Raw genomic sequence first — 19,963 nt, forward strand, 5'->3', positions numbered from 1 at the left:
CCACGCTATCAATTCTGTGTTTTTACTTTTATTTTTTGAGGCGGAATCTCTGATATTTTGATTCCTTTTTTTTCTACTTTTTTTATGATTGAAGACTCCATTTTTAGCCTCATCAATTTTGATCTTCCATCTACAAATGCAGATCGTAATTCTTTTACTTCATTTTTGAGTCTTGCAATCTCATATACTTTTTGATCTGCACTATGCGAACTTGCAATCATAATAATGGCTAAAACCGAAATAAAAATGATGATTCGCCAGTTTTTAAAAGAGTCATCACTCACTAAAAATTTACCTCTTAATATGCTGTAAATGCTTTTTTTCATAGTTTTTCAGCTATTCGAAGCTTTGCGCTTCTAGCCCTATTATTTTGACTTATTTCTTCTTTAGTTGGAACAATTAAACCTCCAACTTTTTTTAGAGGCACTTCAAAATTCCCAAACATGTCTCGTTCAGGCTCTCCCTCAAACAAACCGTTTCTTATAAAACGCTTCACCAGTCTATCTTCCAAAGAGTGATAGGATATCACACTTAATCGTCCTCCTTTCACCAATACTTCTGGTGTTTGCAACAAAAACTCTTTTAACACTTCTATCTCCTGATTGACTTCTATACGAATCGCTTGATAGATTTGAGCCAACACTTTATTTTCCTTTTTATGATTAAGAAAGCGTTTAAGCGTTGTTTTTAATTGCTCGCTCGTTTTTATTTCTCCATCACGACGTGTTTCAACAATTACTCTAGCCATAGCTGGTGCCTGTCTTAACTCTCCATATTGAAAAAGAACTTGTCGTAGTTGTTCTTCATCATATTCGTTAACCACATGATATGCTGACAACGCATCATCTTGATTCATACGCATGTCTAAATCGGCTTCAAATCGTGTAGAGAATCCACGTTCGGCTACATCAAATTGATGTGACGACACACCAAAATCAGCTAGAATCCCGTCAACCTGTTTGACTCCATAAAACCTTAAAAAACGTTTTATGTATCTAAAGTTTTCATTAATTAATGTGAAGCGATCATCATCAATTGTATTTAAAAGAGCGTCTTTATCTTGATCGAAAGCATATAACTTTCCGTTAGGTCCTAATTGGCTTAATATTTCTTTGCTATGTCCTCCACCACCAAAGGTGACGTCAACGTAAATCCCGTCTGGTCTTATATTTAAACCTTCAACAGTTTCCTTTAACAATACTGGATTATGATATTCCATCGCTATCATCTTGTCCCATCACTTCCTCTGCTAAATCTGCAAAATCACCTGTCGCATCATCAATGGCTTTTTCATACTTTTCTTTATCCCATATCTCAATAATGTTTATTGCAGATGAGACCACGATATCCTTAGTTATGCCAGAAAAAGCGACTAGATCTTTTGGAATCAATAATCGTCCAGCAGCATCAACTTCCACTTGCTTTAAACCTGCTGTAAAACGACGAATGAAATCGTTGTTTTTCTTTTTGAAGCGATTGAGTTTATTTACTTTTTGCATCAAAACCTCCCATTCACTCATAGGATACAACTCCAAGCATGGCTGAAAAACAGCACGCTTCAATACAAACCCATTTTGCAACACAGGCAACAACTGCTTCTTTATAGCAGCAGGGAGCATCAGCCTTCCTTTGGCATCAACTTTACATTCGTATGTTCCGATTAAAGGGTTCAAAATGATTGATTTACTTAGAATAACGATTAAGATTCAAATATATTGAAAAATTTACCACAATTTACCACTCTACTCCACTTTTGTTGATAAATTTCTAGTTTAGACTAAATTTGCTCTAAAAAATTTCAGTTTAAAATGCCATAAAAACTTTACTATCAGCTTAATAAATCTTCAATTGAAAATCCCATTTTCATTGTTAACATCTTCGTTCAAACTATTCATTCTCATAGCAAATAATTATGCTAATGTTTTAATGGAAATACCTATATTTGTTTTTGACCAAAACCACTAACTCGTACATGACGCATCGTTTAAAGGAAGAGAAAGACTATAAGTATATTGAAGTTGGAGAGGGCACTCCTATAATTGTGCTACATGGGTTAATGGGTGGATTGAGTAATTTTGATGCTGTTACAGATTTTTTTAGCAAAAAGGGTTACAAGGTCTTAATTCCTGAACTTCCAATATACACGATGTCTTTACTAAAGACTAATGTTAAGAGTTTTGCTAAATACCTACGAGATTTTATTGATTTTAAAGGTTTTGATGATGTTATTCTACTCGGAAATTCTCTTGGAGGTCATATTGGTCTTTACCACACGAAATTATATCCCGAAAAGGTAAAAGCATTAATCATAACAGGTAGCTCTGGTTTATACGAAAGTGCCATGGGAGGTGGATACACCAAGCGTGGAGATTACGAGGTTATTAAGAAAAAAGCTCAAGAGGTTTTTTATGATCCAGCAGTAGCTACAAAAGAGATTGTTGATGAAGTTTATGAAACTGTTAATGATAGAAATAAGCTCATTAAGACCTTAGCTATAGCAAAAAGTGCCATACGACACAATATGGCTAAAGATTTACCAAAAATGGTTTTACCTGTTTGTATTATTTGGGGTAAAAATGATACTGTGACACCTCCTGAAGTTGCTACAGAATTCAATGAACTTTTACCTAATTCAGACTTGTATTGGATTGACAAATGTGGTCATGCTGCAATGATGGAACATCCAAATGAATTCAATCAAATCCTTAATGATTGGTTGACTAAAAAAGAATTATAGTTCTCCATTACAATTAACTTAAAGAACTATCATGGTCATAAAAACTGCCGAATTTATAGTGAGCAATTCTGATGTGGACAAATGTCCAAAAAATCAGATACCAGAATATGCATTTATTGGACGTAGTAATGTTGGAAAATCATCTTTAATCAACATGCTTACCAATCATAAAAATCTTGCTAAAACTTCGGGACGACCAGGAAAAACGCAGCTTATCAATCACTTTATGATTAATAAGGAATGGTTTTTAGTCGATTTACCTGGCTATGGTTATGCACGTGTATCTAAAACCGCAAAAAAGAAATTTCAGAAGTTTATTACCAACTATTTTGAGACACGCAGACAACTGGTTTCAGCGTTTGTTTTGGTTGATGTGAGACATGAACCACAAAAAATAGATTTGGAATTTATGGAGTATTTGGGTGTTAACCAAATTCCTTTTTCAATTATTTTTACAAAAGCTGATAAGCTTAAACCAAAAGCGATTGAGCGTAATGTAGAAGCATATTGTCAAGAACTTTTAAAAACATGGGAGGACATTCCAAATTATTTTATCACTTCATCTTCAAAAGCTATAGGAAGAGCAGAAGTTTTACAATTTATTGATGATACGAATACAGAAATTGAAGCCCTACGTTAGCATTAAGACTTGACATCTAACGCATCTCTCAAAGCATTTCCAATAAGCATAAACGCCATCACTAAAATCATAATACACAATCCAGGAATCATTGCTAAATACGGTTTCCCAAGAATAATATAATTATAATGGTCTTTGATCATTGCTCCCCAACTTGCCATTGGAGGTTGTGCACCAATTCCAAGAAAACTCAAACCACTTTCAATAAGAATAGCAGCAGCAAAATTTGCAGCAGAGATAACAATTATGGGCGCCATAATATTTGGCAAGATATGTTTGGTTATTATTCTATAATCATTAAACCCTAAAGCTCTAGCAGCAGTGACATATTGCATTTCTTTAGCACTAATAATTTGACCTCGTACAACTCTTGCGACCTCAACCCACATGGTCAAACCTACAGCTATAAAAACTTGCCAAAAACCTTTACCTAGAGCAAGTGTAATGGCTATTACAAGTAGCAAAGTTGGAATGGACCAAGTGACATTGATAATCCACATGATAATTGCATCAATTTTTCCACCATAATAACCAGCAATACTTCCCATAAAAATTCCAATAACTAAAGAAATCAACACCGCTATAAACCCAATGGAAAATGATATCCTTGAACCAATAAGAATGCGACTTAAAAGATCACGTCCATACTTGTCTGTTCCAAAAATGAAGGTTTTTTGCTTAATGTATGAAGCGTAATCTTTTTTTGGGAAAACATCTAAACCTATAGATTTACTTACACCAACTAGTCCATCTGCAGCATATTCTGTATAAATCAAGGTATCGTTTTCTACAGAATATTGAGACACAGGGATTTCATTGGGATTGTTATTTTTACCAAATAATAGTTTAGAAAATATATTTTGATCACTTACTATTTCAGAAGGCACATACAACATTTGCACTTTAAATCCTGGACGCTGGGAATGGATTGACAAATGCATTTGATTTGCATTTTGCGAATCGTCTGGCGCAATAACATAAGCAAACAATGACACTAGACCAATACTAACGATTAGCCAAAAACTCAAAACGCCCCAAAAGTTCTTTTTGAACTTTCGGAGCGCTAATTGTGTTAATGAGTCGCTTGTTTTACTCATTTTAATTTTTTACAGAAGTCGCTACTTTTTTGATTTCGTAGGTCATTTTAAGATCATTCAAAACATTTAATGCTTCTTCGATATATACATCTTTACTTAGACTAACATGCCAACGTTCACGTTTCTCTTTTAAAATAGAATCCTTATTCATTAATTTCATTTCATAAGGCAATGATTGGAACGTTAAATTTGTTTTATAATCTGAAAGCTTTTCAAAGCGCTTAGACTCTTCTTCATTACTTTCTAAAGCTTTTTTATAATCGTCATAGTTAAGTGAGTACATTTCTCGATCTCTGATCTTTTTTACCCACTGTGCATTAGCATCAATTAACTTAAGTTGTTCATTATTTGCCATACGTTCTTTACTCTTTGCAATAGTTGCATCGTAATCGTAATAGCTTTCCCAAACATTATAATCTACGGCATCTATTTTATCCCATTCTAATGGATTCTCTTGATCTTTCTCACCTATGTCGATATAACTATAACGATCTGGAACAACCACATCACTCTTTACACCTTCTAACTGTGTTGAACCTCCATTAATTCTATAAAATTTCTGGGTTGTAAACTTCAATGCGCCTAAATCGCCGTTACTACTTTGTCTTACCATTCGGTTCAGATCTAGTACATTTTGCACAGTTCCTTTACCATAAGTTTGCTTACTACCAATAACAATAGCACGTTTGTAATCTTGCATTGCAGCTGCAAGTATTTCAGACGCAGATGCTGATAATTCATTAACCAATATCACTAAAGGACCATCCCATACAATAGATTTATCTCTATCTCTAAGCACTTCTTTAGGCTCACCAGCTGTTTTAACTTGTACGATTGGACCTTGATCAATAAATAATCCACCCATATCAACCACGGTTTGTAACGATCCTCCTCCATTATTTCTTAAATCAAGAACAAGGCCTTCAACACCTTCAGCTTTTAATCTTTCGATTTCCAACTTGATATCTGATGCCGCATTTCTTTTCTTATAATCTTCAAAATCTACATAGAATTTTGGCAAATTAATTACACCAAACTTTTTACCATCTTTAATAACGGTTGATGATTTAGCATAGGTTTCTTCCAATTCAACTATGTCTCTTTTAATTGTAATATCTTCTACTGTACCATCAACTTTTTTCAACGTAAGTGTCACATCTGTTCCCTTAGGACCTTTAATAAACTTAATAGCATCATCTAAGCGCATACCAACAATATTAATACCTTCATCTTCATCTTCTTGTCGCACTTTCAGTATCTGATCACCAACTTCTAATTCATTTTGTCTCCAAGCTGGACCACCACTAATGATTTCATTCACAAGGATAGCATCCATTTTTTTCTGAAGCCTTGCGCCAATACCTTCAAAATTTCCAGACATGGCCACATCAAAACGATCTTTATCTTCAGGAGCGAAATAAAAGGTATGTGGATCAAACTCTTCTACAATGGCATTGATATAAACTGCAAACCAATCTTTACGCTGTCTATCATCAATAAAATCGTATAATTCATCTAAAGATCTTTGGGTAGCATCTCTAGCATCGGCTTCTAATTCGGCTTTTGACTTATCAACGATAGATTTCTCTGTTGACTCTGCAGAGCTTTCACTAGGTAAGTTTTGTTTTTTTGCATTTTCTTGATCACTTAATAGGTCATCATAGTTAGCAATAGTTGAAAACTTAAGCTGTTGTCTCCAACGCTCTTTCATTTCCTTTTTTGAAGTTGCATAGGTCAATTTCCCATAATCTGTTGAAAAGTCTTCAGCTTTAGAAAAATCGAAAGGTTCAGACAATACATCATTGTATATATCTTTAGACTCTTCAATTCTCTTTAACAAACGCTCATGAGTTAAGTTAAAAAACGAAATATCATACGCCTTGATTTGATCATCTAACTCAATTTTATAAGCTTCGAACTCTTCAATATCTGAGGCATAAAAATAACGTTTGAACGGATCTAATTGCTCAAGATAGTCATTGAATACTTGCTCTGAGAAGTTATCATTGAGATCTTGTGGGTTGAAATGTCCATTCTCTAAAACATAAGTTATAAGCTGTATTAACAACTTATCTTTATTTGGGTCTTCATTTTTGGTAGTAAAACTGCATGAGGCAAAAGCTAACAATAAAACAAGTAGCAGCAGTTTATAATTCCTTTTCATCATATTCTTCATATTTTTTTGATATAAAACGCACTTAACCAGAAATTAATTCTTTAGTCATGTAAGTTAATGCTAAATTCTATAATTTCTACTAAAGTAATTGAAAAAATCATGCCAATAAAATCATGTGCTACTAATTTTTTGTTAAACCCTTATTTATAGGAAATTCGAGCGCGTTTACCTATTTTTGTAAATATATAAATCAAGACATTTTATGCCAAAAAAGCCTCTAATTTTAATTACCAATGACGACGGAATTACTGCTCCTGGAATACGAACGCTAATAGACGTTATGAATACCATTGGAGACATTGTCGTAGTCGCACCTGATAGCCCTCAAAGTGGAGCTGGACATGCGATTACGATTAATTCTACATTGCATATTGACAAGATGACTGATGGCACTGGAGACTATGAAGAATATAGCTGCTCCGGAACACCTGCAGATTGTGTAAAACTAGGTATTAGAGAAATTCTTGAACGAAAACCAGACCTATGTGTCTCTGGAATTAATCACGGTTCTAACTCTTCTATCAACGTTATCTATTCGGGCACAATGAGTGCCGCTATAGAAGCAGGTATTGAAGGTATTCCTGCTATAGGATTTTCATTATGCGACTATAATTGGGGCGCAAACTTTGAACACAGCAAATCTTTTGTTAAAACTATTGTAGAAAATGTATTGAAACATGGTTTAGTTGATGGTACTGTTTTGAACGTAAATATTCCTAATTTGAATAAAAAACAGATAAAAGGGATAAAAATATGCAGACAGGCCAAAGCCAATTGGGAAGAAGAATTTGACAAACGTCAAAACCCGTATGGTAAAGATTATTATTGGCTTACAGGGAAATTTGTCAATTTAGATCATGGCGAAGACACCGACGAATGGGCCTTGGCTAATGGATATATATCGGTTGTACCGATTCAATTTGATTTAACAGCTCATCATAGTATTCAACATTTAAACACCTGGAATTTTAATGAAAAATAAAGAACTCATCATTGGCTTGGTTATAGGCTTATTGGCCAGTATTATCGGACTTATAGCAACGTTAATCATCTTCGGAAAAGGAAATTCAATAACAGACTCCTTAGACATAGCCATTAATAACGGTGTCTTAACAAAACTAGTTAGTATGGGTGCCATTTTAAATCTTGGTGCTTTTTTCCTGTTTCTTAAAAGAAAACAAGACCTAAGGGCGAGAGGAGTTCTTATTGCTACTATAGTTGTTGCCCTTATTACCATAATCATTAGATTTGTTTAACCCATAATTGGGTATGTATTAAAATGAAGTACTACATTATTGCTGGCGAGGCCTCTGGAGACTTACATGGTTCCAATTTGATGAAAGCATTACAAAATGAAGATCGTAATGCCGATTTTAGATTTTGGGGAGGTGACCTTATGCAATCTGTTGGTGGTACTTTGGTAAAACACTACAAAGAGCGTCAATTCATGGGCTTTGCTGAAGTTATTTTAAACCTTAGAAAAATTCTAGGGCTTATCAAATTTTGTAAAAGTGATATTGATCAATACAAACCTGATGTAATAATATTTATTGACAATTCTGGGTTTAATCTTCGTATCGCCAAATGGGCAAAGGAATTAGATTATAAAACGCATTATTACATTTCACCTCAAGTTTGGGCATCAAGAGCTGGCCGTGTTGAAAAAATCAAACGTGATATTGATGCTATGTACGTTATTCTTCCTTTTGAAAAAGAGTTTTATGACACCTATGGTTATGAGGTTAATTTTGTAGGTCATCCACTTATAGATGCCATTTCAGATAGAGAGCAAGTAGATGAGATGATGTTTAGAAAAGACAACAACCTAAGTGAAAAGCCTATTATAGCATTGCTTCCTGGTAGTAGAAAACAGGAAATCACGAAAATGCTAGGAGTTATGTTAAGTTTGGTTGATGATTTTACAGACTATCAATTTGTAATTGCTGGAGCACCTAGTCAAGATTTTAGTTTTTACAAAACCTTTATCAAACAAGACAATGTCGCATTTATCTCTAACAAAACTTATGATTTATTGAGTGTCTCTACAGCAGCATTAGTAACGTCTGGAACAGCAACCTTAGAAACAGCTTTATTCAAAGTACCGCAAGTTGTGTGTTACAAAGCCAATGCTATTTCTTACCAAATCGCCAAGCGTATCATAACACTTAAATATATTTCGCTTGTCAATTTAATTATGGACCGCGAAGTGGTGACAGAACTCATTCAAGGTGATTTAAATAAAAAACGTCTTAAAAAAGAGCTCATTACAATTTTAGATGAAAATGAGCGTATTAAGTTTTTTATCGATTATTACGATCTGGAGAAAAAGCTTGGTGGTAAAGGCGCTAGTGAAAATGCAGCGCGATTGATTTTTCAAAACATCCAAGACCAAAAAGAGACAAAATAACTATCTGTTAATTTTAAAAGGAAATTTAACGGCGTCAATACCAGCAACAACACTATTGAATACATAACTAGTCTATTTACAAGAGACAGCCTTTTTGTACTGTTATGATAGTTTTCTAAACCTAAAGTATAATGCTCAAAATCAGCATCATTCTCTAAAATAAGTCTTGATGGTTTTTTATTAAAAATGCGATCAATAATTAGAAAAAATAGTATGATACCCAACATAGCTAGTACGCCTCCAAAAGATATCGACTCAAATCTATTCCATGACCATGGACCAAGAATGTTCGTAAGAAAAAAATCCATCTACATCGTTTATTGATATCTAAATGTACAAAAAAATAGTTTTAGCCGTTTCAGTTTAATCAAAACGATCGCTCGAAGAAATTAGGCCCTAATTGTAAATAAGATTGTTGAAAACCCAATCGTTATCTTCTTAGTGGATTATACTAATTCTATATTTTTAGGCATTATTTACTACTTATGAAAAACATTATCCTGCTTTTAATTTTGTGCATTAGTTTTGCTAGTTGTAATTCCTCGAAAGGTGTTGTGACCAAAAAAGGTAAAACATCAAAAGTCTCGACGAAAACCTCAACATCTTCGTCATCAACTGTAACTTCAAAAGAAGTTAAAAATATTATTGATTACGCTAAAACATTTAAAGGCACACGCTATAAATATGGAGGGACAACTAAAAAAGGTATGGACTGCTCTGGTTTAGTTGTAACGGCTTTTAAGAAAGAAGATATTTTATTACCTAGAACTACAGGCGATTTATCAAAACGTGGTGATTGGATTGATGTCAAAGAGGTTCAAGAAGGTGATTTACTATTTTTTGCAACAAAAAAGAATAGTCGGAAAATAAACCATGTAGGTATTGTGACTGATAGTAGACCAGGTCATGTAGAATTCATTCACTCTACCACAAGTCGTGGTGTGATTACTTCAAATTTATCTGAAAAATATTGGTATCTCGCTTATGTTCAGGCAAGACGAATGCTGTAGATTATTTTCTATAATTGTAGATTATTTACTATATTAAGAGTGTGAAACCTCTTAATTTTATTATCATAAAGCTTACAGCCTGCCTTGTAATTGGCATTTTAGCTGCTCATTTCTTACCCTTATCTCTAAGTCAATCCTTTAGTAACACGATATTTCTTTTTTTAGGATTTATATTTTTATTCCGTCATTCTAAACGCCAATTTCGAAAACACATCTGGTTTGGGCTTTCATCTTTTCTTTTGATGTGTTGTATTGGTGTTTTAGTCTATAATCTTCACGATCAAAAAAATTTCAAAAGTCATTATACATCTATAATCGACGACAATAATACAAGCTCTTACGAATTAACTATTCAAATAAAAGAGCGACTTAAGCCAACGCTTTATCATAACAAATATGTGGTAAAAGTATTAAACATTGACGAACAAGTAGCTAGAGGTAAACTTTTGCTAAATATTGAAAAAGATAGTCTAGAGCACACATATAATGTAGATGATATATTATTTACTTCGCTAGATATTCAACCAATACACAAATCATTAAATCCTTATCAGTTTAATTATAAAGCCTATTTGGAAAAGCAATATATCTATCACCAACTATACAGTAATTCTAAGTCCATCTTAACATTAAAATCTCAAAAGCAAACTTTATTTGGTTATGCCGAGTCCTTGCACAAAACAATTAATTATGAGTTAAAAACATATGATTTTAAACCTGAACAACTCAACATTATAAATGCGCTCATTTTGGGGCAACGACAAGATATGGATCAAGACATTTATGCAGATTATATTAATGCAGGCGCTGTTCATATTTTAGCCGTTTCGGGTTTACATGTTGGTATTATTCTTATGCTTTTGAGCTATATACTCAAACCTTTTGAACGTTTTAAAAATGGCAAGCTTATAAAAATGTCACTCATTATTCTTTTGCTTTGGATGTTTGCCATAATAGCTGGACTTTCAGCATCTGTAACTCGCGCTGTTACCATGTTCAGCATAGTAGCTTTTGCTATAAACTTGAAACGACCTACAAACATATATAACACATTAACAATCTCTATTTTTATCCTTCTCTTATGCAAACCTATGTTTTTATTTGACGTTGGATTTCAAATGAGTTACTTAGCTATATTTGCCATAGTAAGTCTTCAACCTATACTCTATAAGTTTTGGAAACCTAAATGGAAAATTACAGATTACCTATGGCAAATTTTCACAGTAACTATAGCTGCTCAAATTGGAGTTATTCCAATTAGTCTGTATTATTTTCATCAATTTCCAGGTCTGTTTTTTATATCCAATTTAGCTATTATTCCGTGTTTAGGTCTTATCCTATGCTTAGGTATTTTAGTTATTATTTTGGCATTATTACATAGTTTACCAGAATTTTTAGCACATCTTTTTGAGTATTTAATTCACCTAATGAATGCTGTGGTCAATTGGGTTGCAAAGCAAGATACTTTTATAATAACATCTATTTCTTTTGACATAGAGCATGTTTTAGTCTCTTACTTTACCATTATTGCCATAGTATTCCTTTACCAAAAACAAAGCTTCAAACGCTTATCATTTTTTCTGATATCTATAATTCTAATTCAAGGTGTATGGATATATTCTGAATACAAAAATGCGAATAGCAAATTTGTAATATTTCACAAGAACAGATATAGTTTAATTGCAAAAAAGGTTGATTCAGAATTAAATGTTTTTGATAACCTTGATAGTATTGCCTACACAAAAGATAAAACGATTATGAGTTTTTGTGTTGGAAATTTCATTAATACCATTAAAAGAAGACCTTTACAATCGGTATATCAATTTCAGAATAAAACATTACTTGTTGTAGACAGTTTAAGCATTTATAATGTAAAACATTTCAAACCAGATTTTGTATTACTTCGTAATTCTCCTAGAATACACCTTGAGCGTCTCATTGACTCCATTCATCCAAAACTCATCATTGCAGATGGCAGTAATTATAAGTCTTACATAAAACGATGGGAATCCACTTGTAAAAAAAGAAAGCTCCCATTTCACCAAACGGGTAAAAAGGGAGCATTTATCATTAAGTAAGTAAATATTTTACTCTTTAAATTCTGCTTTAAACGCTTTGTAATACGTATTAAATTGTTCTTGTGTTTTGATCTTTTTATAATCATCGGTATGAAACAATTTCAAGTATAATTCGATTTGTCTTGGTTTCATATAGCCGCTAATAGGTTGAATTTTCTCCCCTTTCTCATCAAAATAAACGATGGTTGGATATGCTCTTATTCCTAAAGCACGAGTTAAGTCGTGTGCACTATTTCGGCGATTTTTTAATTCTGCCTTATAATTAGCGTTTTTATAAGATTTACCTTGGTAATTAACAACTGAATTTCCTTCACCATTAAACTTTACAGCATAGTAATTTTTGTTAACATAGTCTACCACATCTTTGTTATGAAAGGTATTCTTATCAAGCATTTTACATGGACCACACCAATTGGTATAGACATCCATCATGATCTTTTTAGGTGTTTTCTTTTGAGCAGCTAATGCTTCTTCAAAAGTCATCCAATTAATTTCTTGTGACTGAGCGATAGCAGACGTTGATGTGATCAAGGCTACTGCTAATATTAAAATGATTCTCTTCATAATCTAATTCGTTGCAAAAGTTATTCCGAACTTACAAAAAATGCTCCAAATCTGGAGCATTTTGCGTTATTTTAACGGTTTTATTCGATTATCGAACACCATGCATCAATCTTTTTAGAACGCGATTCAGCACCATTGAGATTAAACCAACAGCCGCTGGCACTAACGTGAATATTAAAAAGAAAGTACTTAATGAGTATTCTTCTGTAATTTTATCTATCATTCCTCCCATTTTACCAGCAGATTTTTGACCAATTGCAATGGCCAGATACCAAATACCAAACATAAAGCCAATCATACGACCAGGTACTAACTTACTTAAGTAAGATAACCCTACAGGTGAAATACAAAGTTCTCCCATGGTATGAAACAAGTAGGCTAATATTAAAAATATCATACTCACCGAAGCTGTTTTCGCTCCTTGAGGAATTCCCATGGTTCCAAAAACTAGAATACCAAATCCTAGTCCGAGTAATATAAGTCCAATACCATATTTCATAGCTGCACTTGGATTATATTTACTTTCCCACCATTTAGAAAAGAAAGGTGCTAAAGTGATTATAAAGAATGAATTTAAGATTCCAAACCAAGATGCTGGTACCTCTGTAGCCTCTTTACTAAATTCTCTATTTAATTTATAATACACAATGTACCATAAAAAGGCAAACGAGAGCGCTAATATGATATTAGAGTAAGGAATCTTAGAATATGTTTTCTTAAATAAAAGATATAATACCCAAGTAATAATTGCTAGCGGTCCAACCGTAAGAATTAAGTCTACAATTTTAAAAATCGTCGCAGAACTTCCAGTCAATGCTCGTTCAGTATAATCACGAGCAAATAAAGTCATAGAGCCGAGAGACTGTTCAAAAGCTGCAAAAAAGAACACTGTAAATATTCCAAAAACAGATACAGCTATGATTCTATCTCTAACAATTTTAGAGTAACGTGAAATTCTTGAAATAATTAGATATAAAAATAATGCTAAAGCTATTAATATAGTAGAATTAGACCCATTGAGATTTCCTATTGAAAACGGCAAAAGATCTACACCACCAATTGTAGAAAGCGGATCATTAAACAGATACAATAAACCTCCAATAGAAGATAGTACAATTAGAACTTTATCTAAAGTTGTAAAAGGATTCAATTTTTCTGAATCATCATCTCTCAGATGTTCTTGTGGGCTTTCTTCATTAATATTTTGCGGTAATTCAACCTCATGCACTTTACTAGGCTTTTCTCCAATCTGACCAAAAAGATCTTTGGCCAACCAAAACTGAATCAAACCTAATAGCATGAATATTCCTGCTAATCCAAAACCGTAGCTCCATCCAATATTTTCAGCAAGGTAACCACAAAGCATCATTCCAAAAAATGCTCCAGCATTCACACCCATATAATAAATCGTATAAGCACCATCTTTTTTAGACTCTTTTCCTTTGTACATTTCAGAAATCATAGACGTCATATTGGGCTTAAAAAAACCAGTACCAATAATTAATAATGCTAAACCTAAATACAAAGACCAAGGTGTTTCAAAAACCATTGCGGCATGACCAAGCATCATAATAAAACAACCAATAATTACAGCCAATTTGTAACCTGTAAATTTATCTGCCAGCCATCCACCTACGATAGGTGTAAGATAGAGCAAAGCTCCATAGGTTCCAATAAGTGATAATGCATGTTCTCGTGGCCATTCCCAGCCAGGGTTATCACTTATAATTGGTGCTGTAAGGAATAGAACAAGTAAAATTCGCATTCCGTAGAAAGAAAAACGCTCCCACATTTCAGTGAAAAATATCACGAATAGTCCAGCTGGATGACCAATTACTTTGTCTTTAAATAAATTTTCGATATCTGTATTCATAGGAAATATATTTAGTTAGAAAAGAGAAACCCTTGTAATACGAATATTACAAGGGTTTTTATTGTATGTTTTAGTTATTGAGTTTTGGGTCTGCTAATTCAAAACCTTCAGTTTCATCATTGTGCATTTCGCGTTCATTATCTTCAGCACCATGCGTTAAACGCTTCAGAGGCTTTAATAGCATGATAAATAATGCACCTATAACTACTGTAAACACTAATATCCCTAAAAAGATTGCATACTCTCCAAATTCTGATGCCGATTCACCTACAATACCGGCTACTTTATTTCCAAGTCCTGTCGCAGCAAAATACACACCCATCATTAATGAGGCATACTTTACAGGAGCTAACTTAGTAATAAATGACAAGGCTACAGGTGAAATGCATAATTCACCAATAGTATGAAATAAGTAAGCCAATACTAACCACAACATGCTAGAAGATCCATCATTTTCAAATTCCATAGCGGCAAATACCATAAATAGGAATCCGAATCCCATAATAATAATACCTAAAGCCATTTTAAATAATGACGAGGCTTCCTTACCCTTAAGCTGTCGTTTGGCCCAATATCCAGCAACAATCGTTGCGAAAATGATTATAAAGCCAGCATTTAAACTCTGAAACATTACAGTTGGTATTTCCCAACCGAGTAACATCCTTCTTGTATTGGTTTCGGTATAAAGATTCATTAATCCACCAGCTTGTTCAAAAGCTCCCCAGAATATAATTACCATGATAAATGATAATAATAGCACCATGAACCTATCTTTATAGACTTGAGAATCTAATTCTCTATAAATCATCATTAATAAAGAGGCGATTGCTGTTAAAAACAGGAATAACAATCCATAGCCCCATTCTAATTTATACCATCCATACGCTGAAGCTAATAAAAGAATAACTGTAAAACTTAACTGGACAGGAGATTTAAATAATTTACCATACAATTTACCATAAGAAATCTCATTAGGGTCATCCTTATCTTTAGTTAAATTACCAACATGGATTAAATATTTTTGCCCAATTATATAATTAATTAACCCTAAAACCATTACAATTCCAGCAAGACCAAATCCTGCATGCCATCCCCATTCTTTAACCACAAGACCAACAATTAGCGTTGCTAAAAGCGATCCTAAATTAATACCTATGTAGAATATACTAAATCCTTTATCTCGTCTAATATCACCTTCTCTGTAGAGTCCACCAACCATAGTAGAAATGTTAGGCTTTAATAATCCTACTCCTAAGATTACAAGTCCTAAGCCTGTATAGAATGCCCAAATATCGGTTAAAACTAAGACGCCATGACCAAGACATAATACTATCGCTCCTACAAGTACTGCTTTCTTTTGACCAATAAGTTTATCAGCAATCATTCCACCGGGTATTGACATCACATAAACTAACATCGTGTACCATCCATAAAGTGCTAAAGCTTCTTGATTAGTCCATCCTAAACCTGGCCCTCTATCATCTCCTATAGTTTGAGTTGTCATATAGAGAACAAGTAGAGCACGCATTCCATAGTAAGAAAAACGTTCCCACATTTCGGTTAAAAACAAAATATAGAGTCCAATTGGTTGCCCAAATAACTCTTTTTGATGTGGTTTAAGTGTTGTTGCTGACATAAATTTTATTTATTAGTTAGTATGTTATCCTTTGATCTTCACTTGTTCTTCTTTTGATTCTTCAGGCATCTCTCGATTCTTACCTAAAGTATCATGAATAAAGTTTGTCATTTTTTTATATAAGTGCAATCTTGTGTTTCCACCATAAATTCCATGGTTTTTGTCTGGATAGATCATCCATTCAAATTGCTTATCTGCTTGAATAAGTGCTTCTACCATGCGCATTGTATTTTGAACATGCACATTATCATCTCCTGTTCCGTGAATTAACAAAAAGTCACCTTTGAGTTTATTCACATGGTTAATTGGAGAGTTCTCATCATAACCTGAAGGGTTTTCCTGAGGCGTTGTCATATAACGCTCAGTATATATTGTATCATAAAATCTCCAACTTGTTACTGGTGCAACAGCGATGGCCATAGAAAACGTATCATTACCTTTAAATAAAGCGTTACTACTCATAAAGCCACCATAACTCCATCCCCAAATTCCAATATTATTTTCATCAATGTAAGGCAGTTTTGCTAACTGCTTAGCAGCAGCAATTTGATCTTCTACTTCATATTTACCCAATTCATTTTGAGTTACTTTTTTGAAATCGGAACCTTTAAAACCTGTACCTCGGCCATCAACACAAGCAACAATATAACCTAGCTGAGCTAAATGCTGATACCAATAATCGTTAGTTCCATTCCATCGATTAGCAACTTGCTGTGATCCCGGACCAGAATACTGATACATAAACAATGGATAGGTTTTACTCTCATCAAAGTTTGCAGGCTTGATCATCCACATATTTAAATCGTTACCATTAATATTAATAGTACTAAATTCCTTTTGTGATGTTTTATAATTAGATAACTTTTGAGCAAGCTTGTCATTATCTTTTATACTCTTAACCAAATCTCCAGTTTTAGAATTGTTTAAGGTATATTCTGGTGGGTTTGTAGCACTAGAGTATGAATTAATGAAGTATGTAAAATCTGCACTAAATGATGCAGCATTTGTTCCTGTGCTTTTGGTTAAGCGTTTTTTCTTCTTAGCATTGAGACCAATAGAATAGACACTTCGGTTGATTGAACCATCTTCTGTAGATTGATAGAAAATTCGTTTTGATTTCTCATTGTAGCCATAATAGTTGGTTACCTCCCAGTTTCCTGATGTCAATTGATTAATCAAAGTTCCTTTGTTATCGTAATGATATATATGATTGAATCCATCTTTTTCACTAGTCCAAATAAAACTATTGTCCTTTAAAAAAGTGAGGTTGAATGTCACATCAATATAAGCCTTATCTGTTTCGGCTAAAACCAAATCACCATCACCACTATTAGAATTAATCATCCATAGATCCAATTCATTTTGATGTCTGTTCATATATTGAGCACTTAATATATTAGCATCATTGGTCCATTTTAGTCTTGGAATATAAAAATCTGAATATTGCTTTTTAGGTTTAAATTCTTTAATTGTTTTCTGATTAACATCATAGATATGCAATGATACATCAGAGTTTGTTTCGCCTGCTTTAGGGTACTTAAAGACTTGCTGTGTTTGATACAACTGTTGTCCATAAACATCCATTGAAAACTCCGGAACATTGGTTTCATCAAACCTAATAAATGCAATCTTATCTCCAGATGCATTCCACTCAAAAGCCCTTACAAAACTAAATTCCTCTTCATAAACCCAATCTGTAATTCCATTTATGATTTTATTTTTCTCACCATCGTAGGTAAACTGTTCTGTTTTGCCCGTTTTTAAATCTTTGATGTAAAGATTATTATTTAATCCATATGCTATTTTTGAGGCATCAGGTGAAAACGTAGGCTCTTGTATTTTTTCTTCGGAAATGAGATCAACTGTATTAGATGTCACATCATAAACATAATAATGACCTAAAGTAGACCTTCTAAAAATCGACTCAACATTAGTAGCCAATAACACTTTTGATTCATCATCACTAAATGTGTAATCTGTAAAGTAATCAATATCATTAATGTTAGCAGAATTGACTAAGGTTTTAACCTTACTAAGTGTTTTGTAGTCATAAATATCGATTTGAGACGTTCTATTGCCAAAATTTAAAACTGAATATTGCTGACCATTTTTCATAGAATGCAAAGCATCCATGCGTTCGGTTCTAAAACTTCCGTTCCATATCTCTTCAAGGGTGATTTCTTTATTTTGTGCTGATGTTAAAGCGGTTACAAAAAATAAAAGAAGTGCGACCGATTTGAATATGTTCATAGGGATATTTTTTTGATAAAATAATGTCAAGTTTACTAAAAATAATGCAAAAAACAGTAACTATTGTGTGTTAAATGCGCAATAATATGGTATTGCATCAATAATAATACCAAGAATAGTATCTTTGCTTTTCGTATTGGAGCGCTTTTTACTGGCATCTATTTTAAATATAAACACATGACAAAAACGATTACAGGCTTTTCAAAATTATCAAAATCGGAGAAAATCGATTGGCTTGTCAGTACTTATTTTACCGATTCTAAATCGGCTAAAACACTTTTAAAACAATACTGGAATGCCAATGAAAAGCTACAACAACTTCATGATGAATTTATAGAAAATACGATTACCAACTACTATCTTCCATTAGGTGTTGCACCTAATTTTTTGATAAACAATAAACTTTACACCATACCAATGGCTATCGAAGAAAGTTCTGTGGTAGCCGCAGCAAGTAAGGCCGCAAAATTCTGGTATGATCGTGGTGGATTTAAAGCTGAAGTCATATCAACTCAAAAGATTGGTCAGGTTCATTTTATGTATCATGGCGATGTTGCTAAACTCAATCAGTTTTTTACAACATTAAAACCAAAACTTATTGAAGACTCAAAATCTATTACCAAGAATATGGAAAAACGTGGTGGTGGGATTTTAGATATAGAACTCAAAAACAAAACACAGGACATTGAAGGTTACTATCAGCTACATGCTACTTTTGAGACCTTAGATGCTATGGGAGCAAACTTTATCAACTCTTGCTTAGAACAATTTGCAAAAACGTTAAAAAATCAAGCACAATGCTTTGATTTATTTTCAGCGGAAGAAAAAGACATTGAAATTATTATGTCTATTCTTTCCAATTATGTGCCAGATTGTTTGGTAAGAGCAAAAGTAAGCTGCAAGGTTGAAGAATTAACAGAGAATCCTAATATCTCGGCTCAAGAGTTTGCTGAAAAATTTGTGCAGGCAGTGCGTATAGCCGAGGTCGAACCTTTTAGAGCTGTGACACATAATAAAGGCATCATGAATGGCATTGATGCTGTTGTCTTAGCTACTGGAAATGATTTTAGAGCTGTTGAAGCTGGTGTTCATGCTTATGCATCTCGTCATGGCAAATACAGTAGCTTAACACATGCTAAAATAGAAGATGGCATATTCACGTTTTGGATAGAAATTCCACTGGCTTTAGGTACTGTTGGCGGATTAACAAAACTGCATCCATTAGTAAGACTTGCGTTAGAACTATTAGGAGAACCTTCAGCAAAAGAACTCATGCAAATTGTTGCTGTAGCCGGATTAGCCCAAAATTTTGCAGCACTACGTTCTTTAACTACAACAGGCATTCAAGAAGGTCATATGAAGATGCATTTGATGAATATCTTAAATCAGTTTGAAGCTACTTCAGAAGAAAAAGTAAAACTTGTAGAGTACTTTAAAACCAATACTGTGACGCATAGTGCAGTTGTTGAGGAAATTGAAAAACTAAGACACTAAA

18 protein-coding genes are annotated in these 19,963 nt (G+C 33.4%); 8 read left to right on the top strand and 10 right to left on the bottom strand.

What is annotated here, in order from left to right:
* Positions 1 to 8 precede the first annotated feature (8 nt).
* Genes KWG70_RS00525 through mraZ form a run of 3 tightly spaced genes read right to left on the bottom strand, consistent with a single transcriptional unit; the run spans position 9 to position 1,673 of the window.
* A complete protein-coding gene (locus KWG70_RS00525) occupies positions 9 to 326 on the bottom strand; it encodes an FtsL-like putative cell division protein (RefSeq protein ID WP_230934032.1) in 318 nt (105 codons plus the stop codon).
* Positions 323 to 1,219: a 16S rRNA (cytosine(1402)-N(4))-methyltransferase RsmH gene (gene rsmH, locus KWG70_RS00530; RefSeq protein ID WP_230934033.1), complete on the bottom strand. Its 897-nt coding sequence runs from the start codon at positions 1,217 to 1,219 to the stop codon at positions 323 to 325. The genes KWG70_RS00525 and rsmH overlap by 4 nt, the downstream gene beginning before the upstream one ends.
* On the bottom strand, positions 1,206 to 1,673 hold the full coding sequence (mraZ, locus tag KWG70_RS00535) for a division/cell wall cluster transcriptional repressor MraZ (protein WP_230934034.1): 468 nt from the start codon (positions 1,671 to 1,673) through the stop codon (positions 1,206 to 1,208). Before mraZ ends, rsmH begins: the two co-directional genes overlap by 14 nt.
* 299 nt (positions 1,674 to 1,972) lie before the next feature.
* Between mraZ and KWG70_RS00540 the strand changes: the two genes are divergently transcribed.
* Together KWG70_RS00540 and yihA are read left to right on the top strand one after the other, a co-directional pair.
* Positions 1,973 to 2,737: an alpha/beta fold hydrolase gene (locus tag KWG70_RS00540; protein ID WP_230934035.1), complete on the top strand. Its 765-nt coding sequence runs from the start codon at positions 1,973 to 1,975 to the stop codon at positions 2,735 to 2,737.
* A 31-nt stretch (positions 2,738 to 2,768) separates the two neighbouring features.
* Positions 2,769 to 3,377, top strand: coding sequence for a ribosome biogenesis GTP-binding protein YihA/YsxC (gene yihA / locus KWG70_RS00545; RefSeq protein WP_230934036.1), 609 nt, complete (start codon positions 2,769 to 2,771; stop codon positions 3,375 to 3,377).
* Between the two features lie 2 nt (positions 3,378 to 3,379).
* Here yihA and KWG70_RS00550 read toward each other — a convergent pair whose 3' ends face one another.
* Together KWG70_RS00550 and KWG70_RS00555 are read right to left on the bottom strand one after the other, a co-directional pair.
* Positions 3,380 to 4,474: an ABC transporter permease gene (locus tag KWG70_RS00550; RefSeq protein WP_230934037.1), complete on the bottom strand. Its 1,095-nt coding sequence runs from the start codon at positions 4,472 to 4,474 to the stop codon at positions 3,380 to 3,382.
* Position 4,475: 1 nt separating this feature from the next.
* Positions 4,476 to 6,638, bottom strand: a complete 2,163-nt coding sequence (locus KWG70_RS00555; protein WP_230935009.1) for a carboxy terminal-processing peptidase — start codon at positions 6,636 to 6,638, stop codon at positions 4,476 to 4,478.
* A gap of 214 nt (positions 6,639 to 6,852) precedes the next feature.
* On the opposite strand from KWG70_RS00555, the gene surE reads away from it, so the two are divergent.
* Genes surE through lpxB form a run of 3 tightly spaced genes read left to right on the top strand, consistent with a single transcriptional unit; the run spans position 6,853 to position 9,057 of the window.
* Positions 6,853 to 7,632: a 5'/3'-nucleotidase SurE gene (gene surE, locus KWG70_RS00560; protein WP_230934038.1), complete on the top strand. Its 780-nt coding sequence runs from the start codon at positions 6,853 to 6,855 to the stop codon at positions 7,630 to 7,632.
* Positions 7,622 to 7,906, top strand: a complete 285-nt coding sequence (locus tag KWG70_RS00565) for a hypothetical protein (RefSeq protein WP_230934039.1) — start codon at positions 7,622 to 7,624, stop codon at positions 7,904 to 7,906. The genes surE and KWG70_RS00565 overlap by 11 nt, the downstream gene beginning before the upstream one ends.
* Positions 7,907 to 7,929: 23 nt before the next feature.
* A complete protein-coding gene (gene lpxB / locus KWG70_RS00570) occupies positions 7,930 to 9,057 on the top strand; it encodes a lipid-A-disaccharide synthase (RefSeq protein ID WP_230934040.1) in 1,128 nt (375 codons plus the stop codon).
* Here the strand turns inward: lpxB and KWG70_RS00575 are convergent.
* Positions 9,024 to 9,365 (bottom strand): hypothetical protein, encoded by a 342-nt coding sequence (locus tag KWG70_RS00575; RefSeq protein WP_230934041.1) that lies wholly within the window; start codon positions 9,363 to 9,365, stop codon positions 9,024 to 9,026. The genes lpxB and KWG70_RS00575 overlap by 34 nt on opposite strands.
* Positions 9,366 to 9,542: 177 nt before the next feature.
* Between KWG70_RS00575 and KWG70_RS00580 the strand changes: the two genes are divergently transcribed.
* On the top strand, positions 9,543 to 10,067 hold the full coding sequence (locus KWG70_RS00580; RefSeq protein ID WP_230934042.1) for a C40 family peptidase: 525 nt from the start codon (positions 9,543 to 9,545) through the stop codon (positions 10,065 to 10,067).
* A gap of 41 nt (positions 10,068 to 10,108) precedes the next feature.
* Positions 10,109 to 12,145 carry a ComEC/Rec2 family competence protein gene (locus tag KWG70_RS17915; protein ID WP_230934043.1) on the top strand — a complete coding sequence of 679 codons (2,037 nt, stop codon included), beginning with the start codon at positions 10,109 to 10,111 and terminating at the stop codon, positions 12,143 to 12,145.
* A gap of 9 nt (positions 12,146 to 12,154) precedes the next feature.
* Here KWG70_RS17915 and KWG70_RS00590 read toward each other — a convergent pair whose 3' ends face one another.
* From KWG70_RS00590 to KWG70_RS00605, 4 genes are all read right to left on the bottom strand, one after another.
* On the bottom strand, positions 12,155 to 12,712 hold the full coding sequence (locus tag KWG70_RS00590; protein WP_230935010.1) for a thioredoxin family protein: 558 nt from the start codon (positions 12,710 to 12,712) through the stop codon (positions 12,155 to 12,157).
* Positions 12,713 to 12,797: 85 nt separating this feature from the next.
* Positions 12,798 to 14,582, bottom strand: coding sequence for a peptide MFS transporter (locus tag KWG70_RS00595; protein WP_230934044.1), 1,785 nt, complete (start codon positions 14,580 to 14,582; stop codon positions 12,798 to 12,800).
* Between the two features lie 70 nt (positions 14,583 to 14,652).
* Positions 14,653 to 16,218, bottom strand: coding sequence for a peptide MFS transporter (locus KWG70_RS00600; RefSeq protein ID WP_230934045.1), 1,566 nt, complete (start codon positions 16,216 to 16,218; stop codon positions 14,653 to 14,655).
* 24 nt (positions 16,219 to 16,242) lie between these two features.
* Entirely contained in the window at positions 16,243 to 18,468 is a 2,226-nt protein-coding gene (locus KWG70_RS00605; protein ID WP_230934046.1) for a S9 family peptidase, read from the bottom strand.
* Positions 18,469 to 18,645: 177 nt separating this feature from the next.
* On the opposite strand from KWG70_RS00605, the gene KWG70_RS00610 reads away from it, so the two are divergent.
* Positions 18,646 to 19,962, top strand: a complete 1,317-nt coding sequence (locus tag KWG70_RS00610; RefSeq protein WP_230934047.1) for a hydroxymethylglutaryl-CoA reductase, degradative — start codon at positions 18,646 to 18,648, stop codon at positions 19,960 to 19,962.
* Position 19,963: the final 1 nt, after the last annotated feature.

The sequence above is a fragment of the Psychroserpens luteolus genome (genome assembly GCF_021032705.1).
Classification (GTDB): Bacteria; Bacteroidota; Bacteroidia; order Flavobacteriales; family Flavobacteriaceae; genus Psychroserpens; species Psychroserpens luteolus.